At 57.7% G+C, this 21,022-nt stretch carries 23 protein-coding genes and 2 tRNA genes; 15 read left to right on the top strand and 10 right to left on the bottom strand.

Translation table 11 applies throughout. The annotated features are described in order from the left end of the window. Nucleotides 1-9 precede the first annotated feature (9 nt). Entirely contained in the window at nucleotides 10-1,014 is a 1,005-nt protein-coding gene (gene fbp / locus ATE40_RS22730) for a class 1 fructose-bisphosphatase (protein WP_004933587.1), read from the bottom strand. A 169-nt stretch (nucleotides 1,015-1,183) separates the two neighbouring features. Between fbp and mpl the strand changes: the two genes are divergently transcribed. Beyond that, complete coding sequence (mpl, locus tag ATE40_RS22735; RefSeq protein ID WP_019453356.1) at nucleotides 1,184-2,563, top strand: UDP-N-acetylmuramate:L-alanyl-gamma-D-glutamyl-meso-diaminopimelate ligase; 1,380 nt, start codon at nucleotides 1,184-1,186, stop codon at nucleotides 2,561-2,563. Between the two features lie 197 nt (nucleotides 2,564-2,760). On the opposite strand, the gene yhcN (ATE40_RS22740) is transcribed toward mpl, so the two are convergent. The 3 genes from yhcN (ATE40_RS22740) to argR all read right to left on the bottom strand — a co-directional run bounded on the left by yhcN (ATE40_RS22740) (nucleotide 2,761) and on the right by argR (nucleotide 4,282). Further along, nucleotides 2,761-3,024 (bottom strand): peroxide/acid stress response protein YhcN, encoded by a 264-nt coding sequence (gene yhcN / locus ATE40_RS22740; protein ID WP_004933578.1) that lies wholly within the window; start codon nucleotides 3,022-3,024, stop codon nucleotides 2,761-2,763. Nucleotides 3,025-3,144: 120 nt separating this feature from the next. Beyond that, the gene (yhcN, locus tag ATE40_RS22745) at nucleotides 3,145-3,408 is read right to left on the bottom strand and encodes a peroxide/acid stress response protein YhcN (protein ID WP_004933574.1); all 264 of its coding nucleotides are present in this window, start codon (nucleotides 3,406-3,408) and stop codon (nucleotides 3,145-3,147) included. A gap of 403 nt (nucleotides 3,409-3,811) precedes the next feature. After that, nucleotides 3,812-4,282, bottom strand: coding sequence for a transcriptional regulator ArgR (argR, locus tag ATE40_RS22750; protein WP_016929335.1), 471 nt, complete (start codon nucleotides 4,280-4,282; stop codon nucleotides 3,812-3,814). A 464-nt stretch (nucleotides 4,283-4,746) separates the two neighbouring features. Here argR and mdh point away from each other — a divergent pair, with 464 nt between their 5' ends. After that, nucleotides 4,747-5,685: a malate dehydrogenase gene (gene mdh / locus ATE40_RS22755; RefSeq protein WP_004933569.1), complete on the top strand. Its 939-nt coding sequence runs from the start codon at nucleotides 4,747-4,749 to the stop codon at nucleotides 5,683-5,685. Nucleotides 5,686-5,751: 66 nt separating this feature from the next. Here the strand turns inward: mdh and ATE40_RS22760 are convergent, their stop codons facing one another. Beyond that, nucleotides 5,752-6,012, bottom strand: a complete 261-nt coding sequence (locus ATE40_RS22760) for a helix-turn-helix domain-containing protein (RefSeq protein ID WP_019453353.1) — start codon at nucleotides 6,010-6,012, stop codon at nucleotides 5,752-5,754. 182 nt (nucleotides 6,013-6,194) lie between these two features. Here ATE40_RS22760 and ATE40_RS22765 point away from each other — a divergent pair, with 182 nt between their 5' ends. Continuing rightward, complete coding sequence (locus tag ATE40_RS22765; RefSeq protein WP_025159590.1) at nucleotides 6,195-6,551, top strand: DNA-binding protein; 357 nt, start codon at nucleotides 6,195-6,197, stop codon at nucleotides 6,549-6,551. Between the two features lie 50 nt (nucleotides 6,552-6,601). On the opposite strand, the gene ispB is transcribed toward ATE40_RS22765, so the two are convergent. Next, entirely contained in the window at nucleotides 6,602-7,573 is a 972-nt protein-coding gene (gene ispB / locus ATE40_RS22770; protein ID WP_019453351.1) for an octaprenyl diphosphate synthase, read from the bottom strand. A gap of 270 nt (nucleotides 7,574-7,843) precedes the next feature. Here ispB and rplU point away from each other — a divergent pair, with 270 nt between their 5' ends. From rplU to cgtA, 4 genes are all read left to right on the top strand, one after another. Then, complete coding sequence (gene rplU / locus ATE40_RS22775) at nucleotides 7,844-8,155, top strand: 50S ribosomal protein L21 (RefSeq protein WP_004933561.1); 312 nt, start codon at nucleotides 7,844-7,846, stop codon at nucleotides 8,153-8,155. Between the two features lie 17 nt (nucleotides 8,156-8,172). Then, nucleotides 8,173-8,430: a 50S ribosomal protein L27 gene (rpmA, locus tag ATE40_RS22780; protein ID WP_004933559.1), complete on the top strand. Its 258-nt coding sequence runs from the start codon at nucleotides 8,173-8,175 to the stop codon at nucleotides 8,428-8,430. Between the two features lie 105 nt (nucleotides 8,431-8,535). After that, nucleotides 8,536-9,507, top strand: coding sequence for a DMT family transporter (locus tag ATE40_RS22785; RefSeq protein WP_063918024.1), 972 nt, complete (start codon nucleotides 8,536-8,538; stop codon nucleotides 9,505-9,507). 16 nt (nucleotides 9,508-9,523) lie between these two features. Next, the gene (gene cgtA / locus ATE40_RS22790; RefSeq protein WP_004933553.1) at nucleotides 9,524-10,696 is read left to right on the top strand and encodes an Obg family GTPase CgtA; all 1,173 of its coding nucleotides are present in this window, start codon (nucleotides 9,524-9,526) and stop codon (nucleotides 10,694-10,696) included. A 36-nt stretch (nucleotides 10,697-10,732) separates the two neighbouring features. Here cgtA and pmrB read toward each other — a convergent pair whose 3' ends face one another. The 3 genes from pmrB to dacB are packed head-to-tail and all read right to left on the bottom strand — an operon-like array spanning nucleotide 10,733 to nucleotide 13,895. Beyond that, nucleotides 10,733-11,794 (bottom strand): two-component system sensor histidine kinase PmrB, encoded by a 1,062-nt coding sequence (gene pmrB / locus ATE40_RS22795; protein WP_019453349.1) that lies wholly within the window; start codon nucleotides 11,792-11,794, stop codon nucleotides 10,733-10,735. Next, complete coding sequence (pmrA, locus tag ATE40_RS22800) at nucleotides 11,791-12,453, bottom strand: two-component system response regulator PmrA (protein ID WP_019453348.1); 663 nt, start codon at nucleotides 12,451-12,453, stop codon at nucleotides 11,791-11,793. Before pmrA ends, pmrB begins: the two co-directional genes overlap by 4 nt. Nucleotides 12,454-12,461: 8 nt before the next feature. Next, nucleotides 12,462-13,895, bottom strand: a complete 1,434-nt coding sequence (dacB, locus tag ATE40_RS22805; protein WP_063918025.1) for a serine-type D-Ala-D-Ala carboxypeptidase — start codon at nucleotides 13,893-13,895, stop codon at nucleotides 12,462-12,464. A 256-nt stretch (nucleotides 13,896-14,151) separates the two neighbouring features. On the opposite strand from dacB, the gene greA reads away from it, so the two are divergent. Further along, nucleotides 14,152-14,628: a transcription elongation factor GreA gene (gene greA, locus ATE40_RS22810; protein WP_004933539.1), complete on the top strand. Its 477-nt coding sequence runs from the start codon at nucleotides 14,152-14,154 to the stop codon at nucleotides 14,626-14,628. Between the two features lie 112 nt (nucleotides 14,629-14,740). Here greA and yhbY read toward each other — a convergent pair whose 3' ends face one another. Next, a complete protein-coding gene (gene yhbY / locus ATE40_RS22815; protein WP_004933536.1) occupies nucleotides 14,741-15,034 on the bottom strand; it encodes a ribosome assembly RNA-binding protein YhbY in 294 nt (97 codons plus the stop codon). A 143-nt stretch (nucleotides 15,035-15,177) separates the two neighbouring features. Between yhbY and rlmE the strand changes: the two genes are divergently transcribed. From rlmE to ATE40_RS22850, 7 genes are all read left to right on the top strand, one after another. Then, complete coding sequence (rlmE, locus tag ATE40_RS22820) at nucleotides 15,178-15,807, top strand: 23S rRNA (uridine(2552)-2'-O)-methyltransferase RlmE (RefSeq protein ID WP_004933533.1); 630 nt, start codon at nucleotides 15,178-15,180, stop codon at nucleotides 15,805-15,807. Between the two features lie 56 nt (nucleotides 15,808-15,863). Then, nucleotides 15,864-17,795, top strand: a complete 1,932-nt coding sequence (ftsH, locus tag ATE40_RS22825) for an ATP-dependent zinc metalloprotease FtsH (protein ID WP_004933529.1) — start codon at nucleotides 15,864-15,866, stop codon at nucleotides 17,793-17,795. A 92-nt stretch (nucleotides 17,796-17,887) separates the two neighbouring features. Beyond that, nucleotides 17,888-18,724 carry a dihydropteroate synthase gene (folP, locus tag ATE40_RS22830; protein ID WP_019453345.1) on the top strand — a complete coding sequence of 279 codons (837 nt, stop codon included), beginning with the start codon at nucleotides 17,888-17,890 and terminating at the stop codon, nucleotides 18,722-18,724. A gap of 3 nt (nucleotides 18,725-18,727) precedes the next feature. Next, complete coding sequence (gene glmM / locus ATE40_RS22835) at nucleotides 18,728-20,065, top strand: phosphoglucosamine mutase (protein ID WP_019453344.1); 1,338 nt, start codon at nucleotides 18,728-18,730, stop codon at nucleotides 20,063-20,065. 220 nt (nucleotides 20,066-20,285) lie between these two features. After that, nucleotides 20,286-20,621, top strand: a complete 336-nt coding sequence (secG, locus tag ATE40_RS22840) for a preprotein translocase subunit SecG (protein ID WP_004933519.1) — start codon at nucleotides 20,286-20,288, stop codon at nucleotides 20,619-20,621. 70 nt (nucleotides 20,622-20,691) lie between these two features. After that, a tRNA-Leu gene (locus ATE40_RS22845) sits at nucleotides 20,692-20,778 on the top strand. Between the two features lie 60 nt (nucleotides 20,779-20,838). Further along, nucleotides 20,839-20,915, top strand: a tRNA-Met gene (locus ATE40_RS22850). Nucleotides 20,916-21,022 lie beyond the last annotated feature (107 nt).

Here is a 21,022-nt window from a genome sequence, read left to right on the forward strand (position 1 = left end):
AAAAACGCGTTACTCGTCCGGGTTTTCGGCGATGAAGCGTTCTGCGTCTTCTACCATCGACTTGGTGCCGACGAAGAATGGCGCGCGCTGGTGCAGTTTCACCGGCGTGATGTCCAGAATGCGGTTTTTACCGTCGCTGGCCTTACCGCCGGCCTGTTCGGCCAGGAACGCCATCGGGTTGCATTCGTACAGCAGGCGCAGCTTGCCCTGTGGGTGGCTGGCGGTGCTTGGGTAGATGTAGATGCCGCCTTTCAGCAGGTTGCGGTGGAAGTCCGCCACCAGAGAACCGATGTAGCGCGAGGTATAAGGGCGCTGCGTCGCTTCGTCCTGCTCCTGGCAGTACTTGATGTATTTCTTCACGCCGAGAGGGAACTTGATGTAGTTGCCTTCGTTGATGGAATACATGTTGCCGCTCGCCGGGAAGCGCACTTTCTCGTGAGAGAGACAGAACACGCCCAGAGACGGGTCGTAAGTGAAGGCGTGGACGCCGTAACCGGTGGTGTACACCAGCATGGTGGACGAACCGTAAACCACATAACCCGCTGCGACCTGGGCGCTGCCCGGCTGCAGGAAGTCTTCTTCGGTCACCGGCGTGCCGACCGGCGTGATGCGACGGTAGATAGAGAAAATCGTACCGACCGAGACGTTGACATCGATGTTGGACGAACCGTCCAACGGATCCATCAATACGACATACTTGGCATTTTCAGCACGCTCGCCGTCGAATATCACGATTTCATCTTCTTCTTCGGAAGCGATACCCGCAACTTCACCGCGCGCTTTCAACGCCGCTTTCAGTTTTTCGTTCGCGTACAGGTCCAGTTTCATCTGAACTTCGCCCTGTACGTTGGACACCCCGCTGGTTCCCAGAATATCAACCAGGCCAGCCTTGTTGATGTCGCGGTGGATGATTTTGGCGCCCAGTTTAATGGCAGAAAGTAACGCGGTCAGCTCGCCGGTGGCGTGCGAGAAGTCGTGCTGTTTCTCGACGATAAATTCGCCTAACGTTTTCATGACACAATCCCTGAATCTACGGATGGATAGCGGCCTGTTAACAAACCGCCAACGTTTTCGCGTGCAGTGTAGCCCAAAGATGCGCGCCATTCATAGGCAAATCCATTTCTTCTGGACGATTCTGAGCGTTAGAATATGCCGACATTCGATGCACTCACATGAGAAACCTATGCGCATTCACATTCTTGGGATCTGTGGCACCTTTATGGGCGGGTTGGCGATGCTGGCGCGCTCACTGGGGCATGACGTCACCGGTTCGGACGCCAACGTCTATCCGCCGATGAGCACGCTGCTGGAGAACCAGGGGATCGATCTTATTCAGGGTTATGATCCAGCCCAGCTGGATCCGGCGCCGGATCTGGTGATCATCGGCAACGCCATGACGCGCGGCAACCCGTGCGTGGAGGCGGTGCTGGAGCGTGGCATCCCTTACGTTTCCGGTCCGCAGTGGCTGCACGACGCCGTGTTGCGCGATCGCTGGGTATTGGCGGTCGCCGGCACCCACGGCAAAACCACCACCGCCGGCATGGCGACCTGGATCCTCGAGGCCTGCGGTTACCAGCCCGGCTTCGTCATCGGCGGCGTGCCGGGCAACTTCGAGGTTTCGGCCCGCCTCGGCGGCAGCCCGTTCTTCGTCATTGAAGCCGACGAGTATGACTGCGCGTTCTTCGACAAGCGCTCCAAATTCGTGCATTACAGCCCGCGCACGCTGATCATGAATAACCTGGAGTTCGACCATGCCGACATCTTCGACGATCTGAAAGCCATCCAGAAACAGTTCCACCATCTGGTGCGTCTGGTGCCGGGCAAAGGCAAGATCATTCTGCCGGACAACGACAGCCACCTGAAACAGGTGATGGCGATGGGCTGCTGGAGCGAGCAGGAGCTGGTGGGGGAAGAGGGCACCTGGCGCGCGCAGAAGCTGACGCCGGACGCCAGCCATTACGCGGTGTTCCTCGACGGCGAGCAGGTCGGCGAAGTGAACTGGGCGCTGGTGGGCGAGCACAACATGCATAACGGTCTGATGGCCATCGCCGCTACCCGCCACGTCGGCGTGCAGCCGGCGGACGCCTGCCGCGCATTGGGCGATTTCATCAATGCCCGCCGCCGCCTGGAGCTGCGCGGCGAAGCCAACGGCGTCACCGTTTACGACGACTTCGCGCACCACCCGACGGCGATCCTGGCCACCCTGGCCGCGCTGCGCGGCAAGGTAGGCGGCACGGCGCGCATTCTGGCGGTGCTGGAACCGCGCTCCAACACCATGAAAATGGGCATCAGCAAAAACGATCTGGCGCCTTCGCTCGGCCGCGCCGACGAGGTGTTCCTGTTCCAGCCGCATCACATTCCGTGGCAGGTGGCGGAAGTGGCGGATGCCTGTGTGCAACCGGCGCACTGGAGTGCGGATCTCGACACGCTGGTGGACATGGTGGTGAAAACCGCACAGCCGGGCGATCACATTCTGGTGATGAGCAACGGCGGTTTTGGCGGCATTCACGATCGCCTGCTGGACGCGCTGGCGAAAAAGCAGGAACCGAAGGTGACCTACTGATCGCTTAGCCGCATCAGCCAACACAAGGGCCGCATTCGCGGCCTTTTTTACGCCCATAAAAAAGCCCTCGCGAGCGAGGGCAACGGGGTTCGTCGGATAGGACGACGAGAGGGTCTCTGGGAAATCGGCGTTTGCGTCAGAACTCGGCAGTGGCAGTGACGAGGGTAATCAGCTCTGCAAAGCCGTTCCCAGAGTTGTTATTTGTAAATCTCGGCGGTGGCGTGGTAGTTGCCTTCGTTACGCGCTTCGATTACGCGGTAGGCGGTCGCGCCTTTCGCGTCGGCTTTCTCCGACAACGCCTGGCGAATGTCGGTCGGCGCGCCGTCGATGCCGCTGACGGTAATGGTGCCGATAGATTGCAGATTGGCGGTCTGATCGTTAGTCACCAACTGGGCGGCGGAGGCGCCGAAGGAGATGACGGACAGCAAACCGAGTGCAGCAACAGTAGTTTTCATGTTCATGATAGCGATCCTTGGTCATAACAGCCTGGAAGGGCTTGGCCGCGATTTTTATTCTTGAAGGCCGTTATGACAGCGTTTGGTTCCAGAGATGTATTGCCCGTTGCCGGGTAATGCCGGTACTTATTTGTAGATTTCAGCGGTCGCGTGGAAGTTGCCGTCGTTACGCGCTTCGATCACGCGGTAAGCGGTCGCCCCTTTGGCGTCGGCTTTATCGGACAGCGCCTGACGAATGTCGGAAGGTGCAGCGGCGACGCCGCTCACGGTGATCACACCGGCGGGCTGCAGTTTTGCGGCCTGGGTTGCATCAACAGATTGTGCTGCGAATGCGCCGAAGGAAAGCATGGACAGAACGCTCAGGGTTGCAACGGTAGCTTTAATTTTCATCATCTCACCTCATCGTATTCTTTTATCAGTTCCAACGAACTGTGACTTAGTTCACGGAAATGAGTATACAGCTAGTAACGCGAAAAATTAATAGTTCGCTAACAGTTGCTAGTGAAACTTTAAACCGGTGAACCTTCTTTTTTATAACCGTAAGGAATAAAAAACGCTTATAAAACGATCTTTCGATGTTAATTTTATGTAATTTCAATGAGGTAAGTGCTTTTGACCAAAAGTGCGGAAGATCACAGTGGGTACTGCTGGCTACATGGAGATGTCATGGAAATGTGTTGTGGCGGGATAAAAAAGCAGTGTTAAACGCGGTTGAGGGCCGAGAAGGTAACGCAGGGGTTAAAGAAGCGCTAACAAAATGCGAACGGTAGCCGCACTTTGTTAGCGCCAGGTTTCACAGCTCTTGCTCGAACACGCCCAGGATCGCTTCATGCAGCTTCTGAGCGGTAAAGCCGCTGGACGGGGTGACGAAAATCGTGTCGTCGCCGGCGATAGTGCCAAGGATGCCCTGGGATTTGCCCAATGAGTCGAGCAGGCGGGCGATCAGCTGTGCGGCGCCGGGGCTGGTGTGGATCACCACGACGGCGTCGTTATGGTCGACGTCCAGCACCAGGTTCTTTAGCGGGCTGGTAGTGGTCGGCACGCCGAGTTCGGCCGGAAGGCAATACACCATTTCCATTTTGGCATTACGCGTACGTACCGCACCGAACTTGGTCAGCATGCGCGATACTTTGGATTGGTTAATGTTTTCGAAGCCTTCTTCTTGCAGCGCCAAAACGATCTCGCCTTGAGAACTGAATTTTTCTTCTTTCAATAACGCTTTGAACGTCTTGATCAGATCTTCCTGTTTTGCGGGATTACGCATTTTGCACCGTGGAAAGTTGATAGTGGAAGTCATGATTATGCATATAGATGAATTTTTATGCAACAGAGGCCGACCCAAAGAAAATAAACATGACCGGGCGGCGAGGAAAGGGCGGCATTTTAACAAAATCCGGCCGCGATGAATATGCCCTTTTGACGACGGAAAATCGGCCCGCAGTAGTAAATAAAATGTTATTAAAATGATGTTGTTCTGATGTTGCGTAAGGGTGTAATGTAACGGCCGGTTAACTTGCTCGTGAATAACCTCGCATTATTTTTGATTAGTGTGCGCTATGCCCTTCATGCGTAAGCGATTTAATCTAAAATGGGCGCGACAGCGGCCATTTTATTACACTGGCAGGCAAGAATTGGCTAATTTATTGTTTTTAAAGGTGTAATAATTTAAGGTCCGTAACCAACACATTCACGGCGCTTTATATATTTAAGATAATAAAGGAGTATAGGATGAAAGTTGCAGTTCTCGGTGCTGCTGGCGGTATCGGCCAGGCCCTCGCCCTTCTACTCAAAACCCAGCTTCCTTCAGGTTCTGAACTCTCTCTCTACGACATTGCCCCCGTTACCCCAGGCGTTGCCGTCGACTTAAGCCACATCCCAACCGCAGTTAAAATCAAAGGCTTCAGCGGCGAAGACGCGACCCCGGCTCTGCACGGCGCGGACGTGGTGCTGATTTCCGCCGGCGTGGCCCGTAAGCCAGGCATGGATCGCTCCGACCTGTTCAACGTTAACGCCGGCATCGTGCGTAACCTGATTGAGCAAGTGGCGAAAACCTGCCCGAAAGCCTGCATCGGCATCATCACCAACCCGGTAAACACCACGGTCGCCATCGCGGCGGAAGTGCTGAAAAAAGCCGGCGTTTACGACAAAAACAAACTGTTCGGCGTGACCTCGCTGGATATCATTCGTTCCAACACCTTCGTGGCCGAGCTGAAAGGCAAGCAGCCTGAAGAACTGAACGTGCCGGTGATCGGCGGCCACTCTGGCGTGACCATCCTGCCTCTGCTGTCGCAGATCCCAGGCGTGAGCTTCACCGATCAGGAAGTGGCGGATCTGACCAAACGCATTCAGAACGCCGGCACCGAAGTGGTGGAAGCCAAAGCCGGTGGCGGATCTGCAACGCTGTCCATGGGCCAGGCGGCCGCACGTTTCGGCCTGTCTCTGGTGCGTGCGCTGCAGGGTGAGAAAGGCGTGGTGGAATGCGCTTACGTTGAAGGCGACGGCAAATACGCTCGCTTCTTCGCGCAGCCGCTGGTGCTGGGCAAAAACGGCGTTGAAGAACGCAAAGATATCGGCACCCTGAGCGCCTTTGAACAAAAAGCGCTGAATGAGATGCTGGACGTGCTGCACAAAGATATCGAGCTGGGCGAGAAGTTCATCAATAACTGATCGTCGCCGCGAGTCAGCCGATAAACGCCGCCGGACGCTGTTCCGGCGGTTTTTTTTGCCCTGCGTTCACGACTTGATGCGCGCTTTGCGATCCAGCAGGCAATCGCTGTGCGGATCATAATAGCGGCTTGGCCAGATCTCCGAGGGGTGAACGCCTATCGCTTCGGCGATCAGCCATTCTCCTTTCGGCCATGGGCGCGACAGCGCGTTGGCCAGCGTTGATGAGCTTAATCCTGCCTTGCGTGATACCGCCGCCAGCGTGGTGCCCTGCTTGCGTAACGCCGCGATGATGTCTGCCGTGTGCCAGTCCTGCTTCCTTGAATTCATGTTTACATTCCTTTTCTGATTAGCCAAAGTTGCGTTAGTGGTATAACTAACGGGTCGAGGTTAGGCGTTTGAACAACGTGAAACGCTTATTCGGAAATCAGAATACCATTAAATTTCCAAAAAATGACCTAAACAGTTTCCAAATAAATGACTTTGCCCACTACTGCCCAGAGATAATGGCTATGAAAAACGAGTGGTTTGCCGCCAAGGAGCTGACAGGCATCGCAGGATTACCTTCCTCACCACAGGGAATCAATCTGATGGCCCGGCGCGAAGGCTGGATCAGCCGCAGGCGCCAAGGCGTGCAGGGAAAAGCGTTGGAGTATCATATCGACAGCCTGCCGGCAGGCGCGCGCAATCTGCTGATGCTGAGGGAAGACGGGGCGGCATATGACCTGGAGCGCCAGGATCCGTTGGCGGTTTGGATCGAGTATTACTACCATCTGACGGAAAGCGAGCGCGAAAAAATGGTGGCTTTCCTGATGCGGGAAGGGATCGGCGGCCTGCTGGCGCGCATCGACGAAGAAAACGAGAGGTAGTCAGGCCCGTGGGCGCGGGCCTGATGAGAACGTTAAGAAACCCAGGTTTCTTAAAATTCGCGCTGTACCGCCAGATGGGCCAGGCCTTCCAGCGCCGTGCGGTGCTCCGAGGCCGGCAAGACCTGCAGCGCGGCGATCGCCTTGTCGGCTTCCTCTTCGGCGCGTTGGCGGGTGTATTCCAGCGAACCGCATTGCTGCATCGCCTGCAATACCGGCTCCAGCAGGTGGCGGCCGTTGCCTTGCTCAATCGCGCCTCGGATCATCTCACGCTGCGCGTCGTCGCCGTTGTGCATCGCGTGCAGCAGCGGCAGGGTCGGTTTCCCTTCGTTCAGATCGTCGCCGGTGTTTTTACCGAGGGTGCTGCCGTCGGCGCTGTAATCGAGCAGATCGTCGATCAGCTGGAAAGCGGTGCCGAGGTAGCGGCCATAATCTTGCAGCGCCTGCTCTTGCTCGGCGCTGGCGCCGGACAGGATCGCCGACGATTGCGCCGCCGCTTCAAACAGACGGGCGGTTTTGCTGTAGATCACCCGCATATAGTTTTCTTCGCTGATGTCAGGATCGTGCACGTTCATCAACTGCAGCACTTCACCTTCGGCGATGACGTTGACCGCCTCCGACATCAACGCCAGCACGCGCAGTGATTCCAGGCTGGTCATCATCTGGAAGGCGCGGGTGTAGATAAAGTCGCCGACCAGCACGCTGGCCGCATTGCCGAACGCGGCATTGGCGGTGGCTTTGCCGCGGCGCATGTCCGATTCGTCGACGACGTCGTCATGCAGCAGCGTGGCGGTATGAATGAACTCGATCAGGGCGGCGACGGTGACGTGCTTGTTGCCTTCATACCCCAACGCTCGCGCCGCCAGGACGGCGATCATCGGCCGGATGCGCTTACCGCCACCGCTGATAATGTAATAGCCAAGCTGATTGATGAGCGTGACATCGGAATTCAGCTGTTCGAGAATTGTTGCGTTCACGGCCGCCATATCTTGCGCGGTTAACTCGGTAATTTGCTCTAGGTTCATTGTATTTTTTTCAGCTGTGTTTCTCTTCACCGCGTTGAGATCGCTGCTCACATCGGTACATGGCGGTAACTGTCCCTATGATTGTACTTGAAAAACGGTTCAGATAAACGCCACGAAAGAAACTGTGTTTTTTTTCTTCTTTTTTGTTCATCTGGTCTTATTCTGCTCTTGTCATGCGCCGCTTTTTTGCGTAGAATTCGCGCCCTATTGTGAATATTTATAGCGCGCTCTGAACTAACACAGTCGGGCACGCGGAAAGCGGAGTTTTATATGTACGCGGTTTTCCAAAGTGGTGGTAAACAACACCGAGTAAGCGAAGGTCAGACCGTTCGCTTGGAAAAGCTGGACATCGCAACTGGTGAAGCGGTTGAGTTTGACCAGATTCTGATGATCGCTAATGGCGAAGATATCAAAATCGGCGTTCCTTTCGTCGATGGCGGCAAGATCAAAGCTGAAGTCGTTGCTCACGGTCGTGGCGAGAAAATTAAGATTGTTAAGTTTCGTCGTCGTAAACACCACCGTAAGCAGCAGGGCCACCGTCAGTGGTTCACTGACGTTAAAATCACCGGCATCAGCGCTTAAGTTAGGAGAGCGGATTAATGGCACACAAAAAGGCTGGCGGCTCGACTCGTAACGGTCGCGATTCAGAAGCTAAACGTCTGGGCGTAAAACGCTTTGGCGGCGAAGCAGTACTGGCAGGCAGCATCATCGTTCGTCAGCGCGGCACCAAATTCCACGCTGGTACCAACGTGGGTTGCGGCAAAGACCACACTCTGTTTGCTTTGAAAGACGGTAAAGTCAAATTCGAAGTTAAAGGCCCGAGCAATCGTAAATTCATCAGCATCGAAGCTGAATAATTTTTCGAGCCTTACGAAATAGATGTAAGCCCCGCAATTCGTTGCGGGGCTTTTTACATTTATGGGCTGCTCAGGTGCGGCCCCGTCAGCGTTGGCGAAGGTGATATGGATACGAAGCAGCAGGTCGGCGTTGGCATTTCCCTGGCGTTAACTACGGCGGTTTGCTGGGGCGCGTTGCCGATCGCGATGAAAGAAGTGCTGGCGGTAATGGAGCCGTTTACCGTCGTCTGGTACCGCTTTACCATGGCCGCGATCGGTTTGGGCGTCATCCTCGCGGTGCGCGGCAAGCTGCCGCCGCTGACGATGTTCCGCCAGCCGCGCTGGCTGCTGCTGTTGGCGATCGCCACGGCAGGGCTGCTGGGCAACTTCGTGTTGTTCAGTTCATCGCTGCAATACCTGAGCCCGACGGCGTCGCAGGTGATTGGCCAGCTGTCGCCAGTCGGCATGATGTTCGCCAGCGTGCTGATCTTAAAAGAGCGCATGCGGGTTACCCAGGCGATCGGCGCGCTGATGCTGATCGGCGGCTTGATGCTGTTCTTCAACGTCAGCCTGGTTGAGATCTTCACCCGGCTGACGGACTATACGCTGGGCGTCATGCTGGGCGTGTGCGCGGCGATGGTCTGGGTGAGCTACGGCGTGGCGCAGAAGGTGTTGTTGCGCCGGCTGGCGTCGCCGCAGATCCTGGTTATGTTGTACACTTTATGTGCGATAGCGTTGTTTCCTCTGGCCAAGCCCGAGGTGATTTTCCAGCTTAGCGGCTGGCAATTGGCGTGCCTGCTGTTTTGCGGCGCCAATACGCTGATCGGCTATGGCGCGCTGGCGGAAGCGATGGCGCGATGGCAGGCGGCGCAGGTGAGCGCGTTGGTGACGCTGACCCCGCTGTTTACCCTGCTGTTTTCAGATTTATTGGCGCTGGCCTGGCCTCAGGCGTTCGCCGCGCCGACGCTGAACCTCGTCGGCTATGTTGGCGCGTTTGTGGTTGTGGCGGGCGCTATGTTTTCCGCAATTGGTCACCGGTGGTGGCCGCGACGGGCAGAACCCCCCCAGGTTGCTCCTTTGAAGCAGCCCGGTGAATGATTTACGGAGACGGTAAATGAAGTTTGTAGATGAAGCAGCGATTTTGGTCGTTGCAGGCGACGGCGGCAACGGATGCGTCAGCTTCCGCCGCGAAAAATATATCCCCAACGGCGGGCCTGACGGCGGCGACGGCGGCGACGGCGGCGACGTCTACCTGCTGGCGGACGAAAACCTCAACACCCTGATCGACTACCGTTTTGAGAAGTCTTTCCGCGCCGAGCGTGGCCAGAACGGCCAGAGCCGCGACTGTACCGGTAAACGCGGTAAAGACGTCATCATCAAGGTGCCGGTCGGCACGCGCGTGAAGGATCAGGGCACCGGCGAGATCCTCGGCGACATGACCCGTCACGAGCAGAAGCTGATGGTCGCCAAGGGCGGCTGGCACGGTCTGGGCAACACCCGTTTCAAATCTTCGGTCAACCGTGCGCCGCGTCAGAAGACGCTGGGCACCGCCGGCGAAGCGCGCGATCTGCTGCTGGAACTGTTGCTGCTGGCCGACGTGGGCATGCTGGGTCTGCCGAACGCCGGCAAATCGACCTTCATCCGCGCGGTGTCCGCCGCCAAACCGAAGGTGGCCGACTATCCGTTCACCACCCTGGTGCCGAGCCTGGGCGTGGTGCGCATGGACCACGAGCAGAGCTTTGTGGTCGCCGACATCCCGGGGCTGATCGAGGGCGCATCCGAAGGCGCGGGCCTGGGCATTCGCTTCCTGAAACACCTGGAGCGTTGCCGCGTGCTGCTGCACCTGGTGGACATCGCGCCGATCGACGAATCCGATCCGGTGGAAAACGCCAAAGTCATCATCAACGAATTGAACCAATACAGCGAAAATCTGGCGCAGAAGCCACGCTGGCTGGTGTTCAACAAAATTGATGTGATTGGTGAGGAAGAAGCCGCCGAACGCGCCAAGGCGATTGTGGAAGGCATGGGCTGGGAAGGGAAGTACTACATGATCTCCGCCGCCAACCGCGAAGGCGTCAACGCGCTGTGCTGGGACGTGATGAACTTCATCAACACCCAGCCGAAAGCGATGGCGATCGAAGAAAGCGCACCGGAAAAAGTCGAATTCATGTGGGATGACTACCACCGTGAGCAAATCGCGGAAGTGGAAGCCGAAGCGGAAGATGACTGGGATGACGACTGGGACGAGGACGACGACGAAGGCGTCGAAATCATTTACCAGAAGTAATTCGGTGATCAAGGGCTCAGCAACGCTGGGCCCTTGTTATTTGAGCGCTTTTTCCGGCAGCCAGCACTGGGCGTTCAGGCCGCGTGCATCGCGGCGGTTTTCCAGCGTCAAACGCCCCTGGTGCAGCTGCACGATGCGGATCACGATATTCAACCCCAGCCCGCTGCCGCCGTAGCGTTGATCCATGCGGCGAAACGCCTGCGTCAGCTCCCCGACCATCTCTTCCTTGATCCCCGGGCCATCGTCGATGACCTGCAGCAGATAGCCGTTGTCCTGTGGCGTTAACTGTACCAGTATCGCGCCGCCTTCCGGGCCGTAGCGGTGGGCGTTTTCGACCAGGTTGCGCAGCAGCAGCCGCAGCAGCACCGGATCGCCGTTCACCGCTGCGGCGGCCGGCAATCGCCAGTCCAACGTCTGTCCGCGTTGAGCGGTCATTTCGCCGAGCTCTTCGCGCAGCGGCTGGATCACATCGGCCACCCAATCGAAATGCTGGTAATGGCCGCTGGCGAAGTCTTGCCCGGCGCGCGACAGCATCAACAGTTGCTCGACGGTGTGCATCAGCAGATCGATGCGGGCGATCAGCGCCTGGCTGCCCTTGACCCCCTGTTTTTCCATCAGTTCCAGATGCAGGCGAATGCCGGCCAGCGGCGTGCGCAGCTCATGGGCGGCGTCGGCGGTAAACAGGCGTTCCTGTTGAATGGTGTTGTCCAGCCGTGAGAACAGCTGATTGAGCGCATTGGTGACCGCCACCATCTCCAGACTGTCGCTGTTGATCGGCAGCGGCGTCAGGTTATCGGCAGAGCGCTTTTCCAGCCGCTGCTGCAATTGGTTGAGCGGACGGGTGATCCAGCTGATGGCCCAGAACGACGCCAGCAGCGTGACGATCATCATGATCAGCGAAGGCGCCAACAGCGACGCGATGGCCTCGGCGATCTCGGTATCGACGCGTTCGCTGCGCACTTTGGCAGACAGGGTTTCGTCCACCAGGAAACTGATCTGTTCCTGGCTTTCGTGCCACAGCCAGAAGGCGCTGATGAGTTGCGTGACCAGCAGGATCAGCGCCAGCATCAACAGCAGGCGGCGGCGCATGCTGATCATGACGAAGGTTCCAAACGGTAGCCGATGCCGCGCACGGTGCGGATACGATCCTTGCCCAGTTTGCGGCGCAGGTTGTGGATGTGCACTTCCAGCGTGTTGGAACCCAAATCGTCTTGCCAGGTGTAGAGATCTTGCTGCAGGAGCTCACGGTTAACCGTCTGCCCGGCGCGCATGATCAGGCGCGCCAGGATGGCGAACTCTTTCGGCGTGACCTCCACCGGCTGCTGTTGCAGGTAGACTTGCTGGCTGGACAGGTTCAGCTGCAGGTCGTCCACCTGCATCAGATTGTCGCTGTGGCCCTGGTAGCGGCGCAGGAGGGCGCGCACGCGTGCCTGCAGCTCAACCAATGCGAAGGGTTTGACCAGGTAGTCGTCGGCGCCGGCGTCCAGCCCGTCGACCCGGTCTTCCAGGGCGTCGCGGGCGGTCAGGATCAGCACCGGCAGATCGATCTGCTGGCGGCGCCACTGCCGCAGCAGTGCGGCGCCGTCCATGTCCGGCAGGCCGAGATCCAGGATCACCATGCTGTATTGGCTGGTGATGAGCAGGCTGTTGGCCTCCGCCGCCGTGGCGGCGCAGTCGCAGACATAGCCTTCGCCGGTCAGCGCCAGCGCCAGCCCCTGTTGCAGCAGTTCATCATCCTCAACGACCAGCAGCTTCATGACGATCCTCAGTTGTTTTGGTAAATATCCCGATACAGGCGGCTTTCGAAGCGCACCAGCGGTGCGCGGCGCTGCTTCTGATCTTCCGGCGGCACGGCGTAGCCGGAGAGATACTGCACGAAGGCCATGCGCTGGCCGCTGGCGGTGGTGATGAAGCCTGCCAGGTTGTACACGCCCTGCAGTGCGCCGGTCTTGGCCGACACTTTGCCGTCGACGCCGGCTTCGTGCAGGCCGCCGCGGTAGCGCAGCGTGCCGTCATAACCGGACAGCGGCAGCATCGAGATGAAGTTCAGCTCGTTGTCGTGCTGCGCGATGTACTGCAGCGCCTGCATCATGGTCGCCGGCGCCAGCAGGTTGTGGCGCGACAGGCCGGAGCCATCGGCGATGATGGTGTTGCCCAGATCGATACCGGCCTTCTGGCGCAGCACCTGCCGAACCGCGTCGGACCCCGCTCGCCAGGTGCCCGGCACGCCGAAGCGTTCGTGGCCGATGGTGCGGAAGACGGTATCGGCGATCATGTTGTCCGATTTCTTCAACATGATCTTCAACAGATCGTGCAGCGGCGCCGACTGGGTTTGCGCGATCACCGTGCCGGTGATACCGGGACGCGTCTGGCGTTTCAAATGCCCGTCGATCTGGATGCCGGCCTGCGTCAGTTCGTCTTTCAGGATCGCGCCCGCATAGCTGGCGCCGTCCTGGATGGCGAAGGCCAACGGCAGCGGTTCGCTGCGCTGCGTCAGGCAGCCGGTCAGGGTAAAGCGGTTCAGTTCGCCCGGCACCACGTCCAGCTCGCAGTACTGCGCGTCTGCGGAACCGCGCGCCAGAGTGCGCACCTGGCTGAACATATTGACCGGATAATAGGAGGCGACGCGGATAAACGCCATGTCGCCCGGGTTCGGCGCGCTGTACAGCGAGACCGAGAAACAGTTGCGATCGACGATGGCGGCGGCCGGCGGCGCGCTGAAGCACTGCGTCAGATCGTTCCACGGCCAGCCGGGCGCTTTGTCATGGCTGGCGAAGACCGAAGTATCGACCAGCACGTCGCCGCTGATTTGGCGCACGCCCTGTTTCTTCAGGACGGCCACCATATTGCGCAGGCTCTGACGTTTGAAGGTCGGATCGCCGCTGAAGCGGGCGAGCAGGTTGCCGCGCAGCACGCCGTCGCGGATATCGCCCTGGCTCTCCAGCGTGGTGGTGAAACGGTAATCGGGCCCGAGCTGCAGCAATGCCGCCAGCGCCGTCAGCACTTTTTGGGTACTGGCCGGCAGCGCCATTTGCTGAGAGTGGTAATCGATCGTCGGCGAGCCGGCGCCGATCTTCTGAACGACCAGGGCAAGGTTGGCCCCATCAGGCAGATATTGTGTGTACTCTTCAACCGGGGCCGCATTCGCATTCAGAACAAATGCGCAAGCCAATGCACTGACAATTCGTGAAAAACGCATAATCTCGGGATAACAGCTGGATAACGTGCCGTCATACTACGGTGCAATCAGGGAAAAAGTAAACGATGACCCTCAAGGAACTCTAGGCTAAAATGCGTATCAAAATGCAAAACCAATCTTGGCTTGGGCCCCGTTCCGAGTCAGGTTTCTTTTGTTTGTCGCCTGGAGGCGGGTGGCGCTATGCCAACCGTGTTTTCATACGAATACGTCAGGATGACGGTTATTTGAACAGGAAAGATTTAGAGGTATTTATACGATGAACCAAATTCCGATGACCTTGTTTGGCGCTGAAAAACTGCGCGAAGAGCTCGAATATCTGAAAAGCGTGCGCCGCCCGAAAATCATTGCGGATATCGCTGAAGCGCGCGAACACGGCGATCTGAAAGAGAACGCCGAGTACCACGCCGCCCGCGAACAGCAGGGTTTCTGCGAAGGCCGCATTCAGGAAATCGAAGCCAAGCTGTCCAATGCTCAGGTGATCGACATCACCAAAATGCCGAACACCGGCCGGGTGATCTTCGGCGCCACCGTATCGGTGATGAATCTGGACAGTGAAGAAGAAGTGACTTACCGCATCGTTGGCGACGATGAGGCCGATTTCAAGAAAAATCTGATTTCGGTAAACTCGCCGATGGCGCGCGGTCTGATCGGCAAAGAGCAAGACGATGTGGTGGTGATCAAAACCCCAGGCGGCGACGTCGAGTATGAGATCCTGAAGGTTGAGTATCTCTGATGGAGGCCGTTGGTCATTAATGCGCCAACGTTTTGTAAAGATAGGAAAAAGGCCGCAAGCGGCCTTTTATCTTCGTCAGGCGCATGGCACCTTTTCTTTAACCTGATGGTTATTAACGCGGTAGACTGATCTTGCGCTCTTTCGAAGGGCGGTAAAGAATAAGCGTACTGCCGATAACCTGCACATTGCAGGCGCCCGTTTCGCGCACGATAGCGTCGGCGATCAGGGTCTTGGTTTCGCGATCTTCAGCGGCGATTTTTACCTTGATCAGCTCATGATGCTCCAGAGCCTGTTCAATTTCAGCCAGCACCCCTTCGGTAAGACCGTTATTGCCCAGCATCACCACCGGTTTTAACGGATGCGCCAGGCCTTTCAGGTGCTGTTTTTGTTTATTATTCAGATTCATTGTCTTTTTTGCTTAAGTTGGGATTGAAAACGGTACATTCTACCGCCATCTCATGTATATCACCAAATCGGTCTTCACCGGTGTGAGTCTACGTGAGCAGCGACCCTGACATAAGACTCTTTTTATGATAGTTGGAAAACGAGATGGCTAATAAAAAGCGTTCGGCTAGCTCCAGTCGCTGGTTACAAGAACACTTTAGCGATAAATATGTGCAGCAGGCGCAGAAAAAGGGACTGCGATCCCGCGCCTGGTTTAAACTTGATGAAATACAGCAGAGCGACAAACTGTTCAAGCCGGGCATGACTGTGGTTGACCTGGGCGCCGCGCCGGGCGGTTGGTCGCAGTATGTGGTCACCCAAATCGGCGGTACCGGTCGCATCATCGCCTGTGATATTTTGCCAATGGATCCTATCGTTGGCGTCGATTTCCTTCAGGGCGATTTTCGTGATGAACTGGTGCTGAAGGCACTGTTGGAACGAGTAGGCGAGAGTAAGGTTCAGGTGGTCATGTCCGATATGGCCCCGAATATGAGTGGCACCCCGGCCGTCGATATTCCAAGGTCGATGTATCTGGTGGAGTTGGCGCTGGATATGTGTCGTGATGTCCTCGCACCAGGCGGAAGTTTCCTGGTGAAGGTGTTCCAGGGAGATGGCTTTGACGAGTACCTACGGGAAATTCGCTCCCTGTTTACGAAGGTTAAGATTCGTAAGCCAGACGCTTCCCGCGCCCGTTCGCGCGAAGTGTACATTGTAGCGACAGGGCGCAAACTGTAGTACCCTAACGCTGTTTGTTAACACAGTTGTAAGATGAGGTTAATCCCTTGAGTGACATGGCGAAAAACCTAATTCTCTGGTTAGTCATCGCAGTAGTGTTGATGTCTGTATTCCAGAGCTTTGGGCCCAGCGAGTCGAATGGCCGTAGGGTGGATTACTCTACCTTCATGTCCGAACTGACCCAGGACCAGGTTCGCGAAGCGCGAATCAACGGGCGTGAAATTAACGTTACCAAGAAAGACAGTAACAAATACACGACCTACATCCCTGTCAACGATCCGAAGTTGCTGGATACGTTGTTAACGAAGAACGTAAAAGTTGTCGGCGAGCCGCCTGAAGAGCCGAGCCTGCTGGCTTCTATCTTTATCTCGTGGTTCCCGATGCTGTTGCTGATCGGGGTCTGGATCTTCTTTATGCGGCAAATGCAGGGCGGCGGCGGCAAGGGCGCGATGTCCTTCGGCAAGAGCAAGGCCCGCATGCTGACGGAAGACCAAATCAAGACCACTTTCGCCGACGTTGCCGGTTGTGACGAAGCGAAAGAAGAGGTGAGCGAACTGGTGGAATACCTGCGCGAACCGAGCCGTTTCCAGAAGCTGGGCGGCAAGATCCCGAAAGGCGTGCTGATGGTTGGCCCGCCGGGGACCGGTAAAACGCTGTTGGCGAAAGCGATCGCCGGCGAAGCGAAGGTGCCGTTCTTCACCATTTCCGGTTCTGACTTCGTCGAAATGTTCGTCGGCGTGGGTGCATCCCGTGTGCGTGACATGTTCGAACAAGCGAAAAAAGCCGCGCCGTGCATCATCTTCATCGATGAAATCGACGCCGTCGGTCGCCAGCGTGGCGCCGGCCTGGGTGGCGGTCACGATGAGCGCGAGCAAACCCTGAACCAGATGCTGGTTGAGATGGACGGTTTTGAAGGCAACGAGGGCATCATCGTCATCGCGGCTACCAACCGTCCGGACGTGCTTGACCCTGCGCTGCTGCGTCCAGGCCGTTTCGACCGTCAGGTCGTGGTCGGGCTGCCGGATGTGCGTGGCCGTGAGCAGATTCTGAAGGTGCACATGCGCCGCGTGCCGTTGGCCGCCGACATCGACGCCTCCGTCATTGCGCGCGGTACGCCGGGCTTCTCCGGTGCTGACCTGGCTAACCTGGTCAACGAAGCGGCGCTGTTCGCCGCCCGCGGCAACAAGCGCGTGGTGTCGATGGTGGAGTTCGAGAAAGCCAAAGACAAGATCATGATGGGTGCGGAACGTCGCTCCATGGTGATGACCGAAGCGCAGAAAGAGTCGACCGCGTATCACGAAGCGGGCCACGCCATCATTGGTCGCCTGGTTCCTGAACACGATCCGGTGCACAAGGTCACCATCATTCCTCGTGGCCGTGCGCTTGGCGTGACCTTCTTCCTGCCGGAAGGGGATGCGATCAGCGCCAGCCGTCAGAAGCTGGAGAGCCAAATCTCCACCCTGTACGGCGGCCGTCTGGCGGAAGAGATCATCTACGGGCCGGAAAAAGTGTCTACCGGCGCGTCGAACGACATCAAAGTGGCGACCTCCATCGCCCGCAACATGGTGACCCAATGGGGCTTCTCCGAGAAGCTGGGGCCGCTGCTGTATGCGGAAGAAGAGGGTGAAGTGTTCCTGGGCCGTTCCGTGGCCAAGGCGAAGCACATGTCGGATGAGACCGCGCGTATCATCGACCAGGAAGTGAAGTCGCTGATCGAACGCAACTACACGCGTGCTCGCTCGCTGCTGATGGAAAACATGGACATCCTGCATTCGATGAAGGATGCGCTGATGAAGTATGAAACCATCGATGCGCCGCAGATCGACGATCTGATGAACCGCAAAGACGTGCGTCCGCCGGCAGGCTGGGACGATGCGAACAAAGGCAACAGCTCCGACAACGGTGGCACCCCGAAAGCCCCGACGCCGGTAGATGAGCCGCGCACCCCAACGCCGGGCAACACCATGTCCGAACAGCTCGACAAGTAACAACGGCTGTGTAATAACATCAAACCCCGGTAAGCCGGGGTTTTTTTTTGCCCGGCGGGCAGTGAACCAGGCAACAGTAAGGTGGATCAACCATGCAGTTAACCGTGCGCGACATGACGCTCAATCTCTCCCATCCGCAGGTGATGGGTATCCTCAACGTGACGCCGGATTCGTTTTCAGACGGCGGCCGTCACAACACCCTGAACCAGGCTCTGCTGCACGCGCACGCGCTGATTTCAGCCGGCGCCACGATGATCGACGTCGGCGGCGAATCGACAAGGCCGGGGGCGGCGGAGGTGAGCGAAGAGGAAGAATTGGAACGGGTCGTGCCGGTGGTGGAAGCGCTGGCGCAGCGCTTCGAGGTCTTTATCTCGGTCGATACTTCGAAGGCGGGCGTGATCCGCGAATCGGCGCAGGCCGGCGCACATCTGATCAACGACATCCGTTCTCTGCAGGAGCCGGGCGCTCTGACGGCGGCGGCGGAAAGCGGCCTGCCGGTCTGCCTGATGCACATGCAGGGGCAGCCGCGCACCATGCAGCAGGCGCCGCACTACGACGATCTGATCGCCGATGTTCAGACGTTTTTTGAACACCATATCCGGCGCTGCAATGAGGCGGGGATAACAAATCAGAAATTGCTGCTCGACCCCGGCTTCGGTTTCGGTAAAAATTTGGCGCACAACTATCAGCTTCTGGCTCGGTTGTCGGAGTTTCATCGGTTCGGTTTGCCGCTGCTGGTCGGCATGTCGCGCAAATCGATGATTGGACAACTGCTGAACGTGCCGCCGGATCAACGGGTTATCGGCAGCGTGGCCTGTGCAGTGATCGCGGCAATGCAGGGTGCGCAGATTGTCAGAGTGCATGACGTTAAAGAAACCGTCGAGGCGATGCGTGTCGTCGAGGCAACACTTTCAGCAAAGGGACAGTAAGACATGAGCGAGCGCAAATATTTCGGCACCGACGGCATCCGCGGCAAAGTCGGGGACAGCCCCATCACCCCGGACTTCGTGCTGAAGCTGGGTTGGGCGGCCGGTAAGGTGCTGGCGCGCCACGGTTCGCGCAAGATCATCATCGGCAAGGACACGCGCATCTCCGGTTACATGCTGGAATCCGCGCTGGAAGCCGGCCTGGCAGCCGCGGGGCTTTCTGCCTCTTTCACCGGGCCGATGCCGACGCCGGCGGTAGCCTATCTGACGCGCACCTTCCGCGCCGAAGCGGGCATCGTCATCTCCGCCTCGCATAACCCGTTCTACGACAACGGCATCAAATTCTTCTCGATAGACGGCGCCAAACTGCCGGACAACGTCGAAGAGGCGATTGAAGCCGAGATGGAAAAACCGCTTACCTGCGTGGAGTCCGCCGAACTGGGTAAAGCCAGCCGCATCATCGACGCCGCCGGCCGCTATATCGAATTCTGTAAAGGCACCTTCCCGAGCGAGCTGAGCCTGAAAGGGCTGAAGATCGTGGTCGATTGCGCCAACGGCGCCACTTACCACATTGCGCCGAGCGTGCTGCGCGAATTGGGCGCCACGGTGATCGCCATCGGCGTTGAGCCGGACGGCATGAATATCAACGAAAAATGCGGCGCCACCGACGTGCGTCAGCTGCAGGAGCGCGTACTCAAAGAAAAAGCGCACGTGGGCCTGGCGTTCGACGGCGACGGCGATCGCGTGATGATGGTGGACCATTTGGGCAACAAGGTGGACGGCGATCAGATCCTGTACATCATCGCGCGTGAAGGCCTGCGTCAAGGCCAGCTGCGCGGCGGCGCGGTCGGCACCCTGATGAGCAACATGGGGCTGGAGCTGGCGCTGAAGCAGCTGGGCATTCCGTTCGCCCGCGCCAAGGTGGGCGACCGCTATGTGCTGGAGAAGCTGCAGGAGTTGGGCTGGCGCATCGGCGCGGAAAACTCCGGCCATGTGATCCTGCTGGACAAAACCACCACCGGCGACGGCATCGTGGCCGGGCTGCAGGTGCTGACCGCCATAGTGCGCAACCACATGAGCCTGCACGATCTGTGCAGCGGCATGAAGCTGTTGCCGCAGATCCTGGTCAATGTGCGCTTCGCCGGCGAGCATAATCCGCTGGAATCCGAAGCGGTGCGTAAAGTCACCGAGCAGGTGGAAGCCGAGCTGGCCGGTCGCGGCCGGGTGCTGCTGCGCAAATCGGGCACCGAACCGCTGATCCGCGTGATGGTGGAAGGCGAGGACGAGCAGCAGGTGACCGCGCTGGCGCATCGCATCGCCGACGCGGTGAAATCCGCAGGTTAAAACAGACAGTTAGCCGCCGGGCTCGGCAACGCTGAGCCCGAACAGGCGATTGTTGGCGTTTTTTTCCGCAAACGCGCCGGCGGCTGCAAATTGCCCTTGCGCGGGTTGGCGGCTTTGGTTAGTATTCACACCCGCTTCAGTAGGCAGTTTTTAAAAGCGCCTGCTTGATGAGTGTGAAGCATTTGGCATGCGGTTAGGCCGCAAGGATACGGGTACTACTATGTACGAAGCTCTTCTGGTAATTTTCCTGCTGATCTCAATCGGGCTGGTTGCTCTGATTATGCTGCAGCAAGGTAAAGGCGCTGATATGGGAGCCTCTTTCGGAGCAGGTGCATCAGGCACGCTGTTCGGTTCGAGTGGTTCCGGTAACTTTATGACCCGCATGACTGCTGTGCTGGCGACGCTGTTCTTCGTCATCAGCCTGATTCTGGGCAACCTCAGCAGCAACCAAAGCAAGAAAGGCAGCGAGTGGGAAAACCTGGGTCAGCCAGTGAAAACTGAGCAGACAACCGCGCCGGCGGCACCAGCCAAACCGAGCAGCGATATCCCGCAGTAAGCCGCAACAGAGTTTGAAAACGGTGGTTGTGAACTCGAAAGAACAACGGCCGTTAGCAGTAAGAATCAGTACCGAGGTGGTGGAATTGGTAGACACGCTACCTTGAGGTGGTAGTGCCCTAACGGGCTTGTGGGTTCGAGTCCCATCCTCGGTACCAAATCCCAGAGATAACTTGCAATTTTGCGATTATCGGCGTAGTATTTGCCACGTTTTCGGACGCGGGGTGGAGCAGCCTGGTAGCTCGTCGGGCTCATAACCCGAAGGTCGTCGGTTCAAATCCGGCCCCCGCAACCACTTTCCTTTAAGTGTTTATTTTCAAATACACTTTTCGATTGAAACCCGCTTTTCTCGATCAACATTTGAAAATGACACTTGCTCGAAAGTTGTACCGAGGCCGCCTA

This window comes from Serratia surfactantfaciens (assembly GCF_001642805.2).
Lineage (GTDB): Bacteria > Pseudomonadota > Gammaproteobacteria > Enterobacterales > Enterobacteriaceae > Serratia > Serratia surfactantfaciens.

Coding starts and splice junctions, on each gene's coding strand:
- rpmA (WP_004933559.1), top strand. CDS start 8,173: ATGGCACACAAAAAGGCTGGCGGCTCGACTCGTAACGGTCGCGATTCA.
- rplU (WP_004933561.1), top strand. CDS start 7,844: ATGTACGCGGTTTTCCAAAGTGGTGGTAAACAACACCGAGTAAGCGAA.
- glmM (WP_019453344.1), top strand. CDS start 18,728: ATGAGCGAGCGCAAATATTTCGGCACCGACGGCATCCGCGGCAAAGTC.
- yhcN (WP_004933578.1), bottom strand. CDS start 3,024: ATGAACATGAAAACTACTGTTGCTGCACTCGGTTTGCTGTCCGTCATC.
- greA (WP_004933539.1), top strand. CDS start 14,152: ATGAACCAAATTCCGATGACCTTGTTTGGCGCTGAAAAACTGCGCGAA.
- dacB (WP_063918025.1), bottom strand. CDS start 13,895: ATGCGTTTTTCACGAATTGTCAGTGCATTGGCTTGCGCATTTGTTCTG.
- yhbY (WP_004933536.1), bottom strand. CDS start 15,034: ATGAATCTGAATAATAAACAAAAACAGCACCTGAAAGGCCTGGCGCAT.
- secG (WP_004933519.1), top strand. CDS start 20,286: ATGTACGAAGCTCTTCTGGTAATTTTCCTGCTGATCTCAATCGGGCTG.
- fbp (WP_004933587.1), bottom strand. CDS start 1,014: ATGAAAACGTTAGGCGAATTTATCGTCGAGAAACAGCACGACTTCTCG.
- ATE40_RS22765 (WP_025159590.1), top strand. CDS start 6,195: ATGAAAAACGAGTGGTTTGCCGCCAAGGAGCTGACAGGCATCGCAGGA.
- ATE40_RS22760 (WP_019453353.1), bottom strand. CDS start 6,012: ATGAATTCAAGGAAGCAGGACTGGCACACGGCAGACATCATCGCGGCG.
- ATE40_RS22785 (WP_063918024.1), top strand. CDS start 8,536: ATGGATACGAAGCAGCAGGTCGGCGTTGGCATTTCCCTGGCGTTAACT.
- mpl (WP_019453356.1), top strand. CDS start 1,184: ATGCGCATTCACATTCTTGGGATCTGTGGCACCTTTATGGGCGGGTTG.
- rlmE (WP_004933533.1), top strand. CDS start 15,178: ATGGCTAATAAAAAGCGTTCGGCTAGCTCCAGTCGCTGGTTACAAGAA.
- cgtA (WP_004933553.1), top strand. CDS start 9,524: ATGAAGTTTGTAGATGAAGCAGCGATTTTGGTCGTTGCAGGCGACGGC.
- folP (WP_019453345.1), top strand. CDS start 17,888: ATGCAGTTAACCGTGCGCGACATGACGCTCAATCTCTCCCATCCGCAG.
- mdh (WP_004933569.1), top strand. CDS start 4,747: ATGAAAGTTGCAGTTCTCGGTGCTGCTGGCGGTATCGGCCAGGCCCTC.
- ftsH (WP_004933529.1), top strand. CDS start 15,864: ATGGCGAAAAACCTAATTCTCTGGTTAGTCATCGCAGTAGTGTTGATG.
- ispB (WP_019453351.1), bottom strand. CDS start 7,573: ATGAACCTAGAGCAAATTACCGAGTTAACCGCGCAAGATATGGCGGCC.
- argR (WP_016929335.1), bottom strand. CDS start 4,282: ATGCGTAATCCCGCAAAACAGGAAGATCTGATCAAGACGTTCAAAGCG.
- pmrB (WP_019453349.1), bottom strand. CDS start 11,794: ATGATCAGCATGCGCCGCCGCCTGCTGTTGATGCTGGCGCTGATCCTG.
- pmrA (WP_019453348.1), bottom strand. CDS start 12,453: ATGAAGCTGCTGGTCGTTGAGGATGATGAACTGCTGCAACAGGGGCTG.
- yhcN (WP_004933574.1), bottom strand. CDS start 3,408: ATGAAAATTAAAGCTACCGTTGCAACCCTGAGCGTTCTGTCCATGCTT.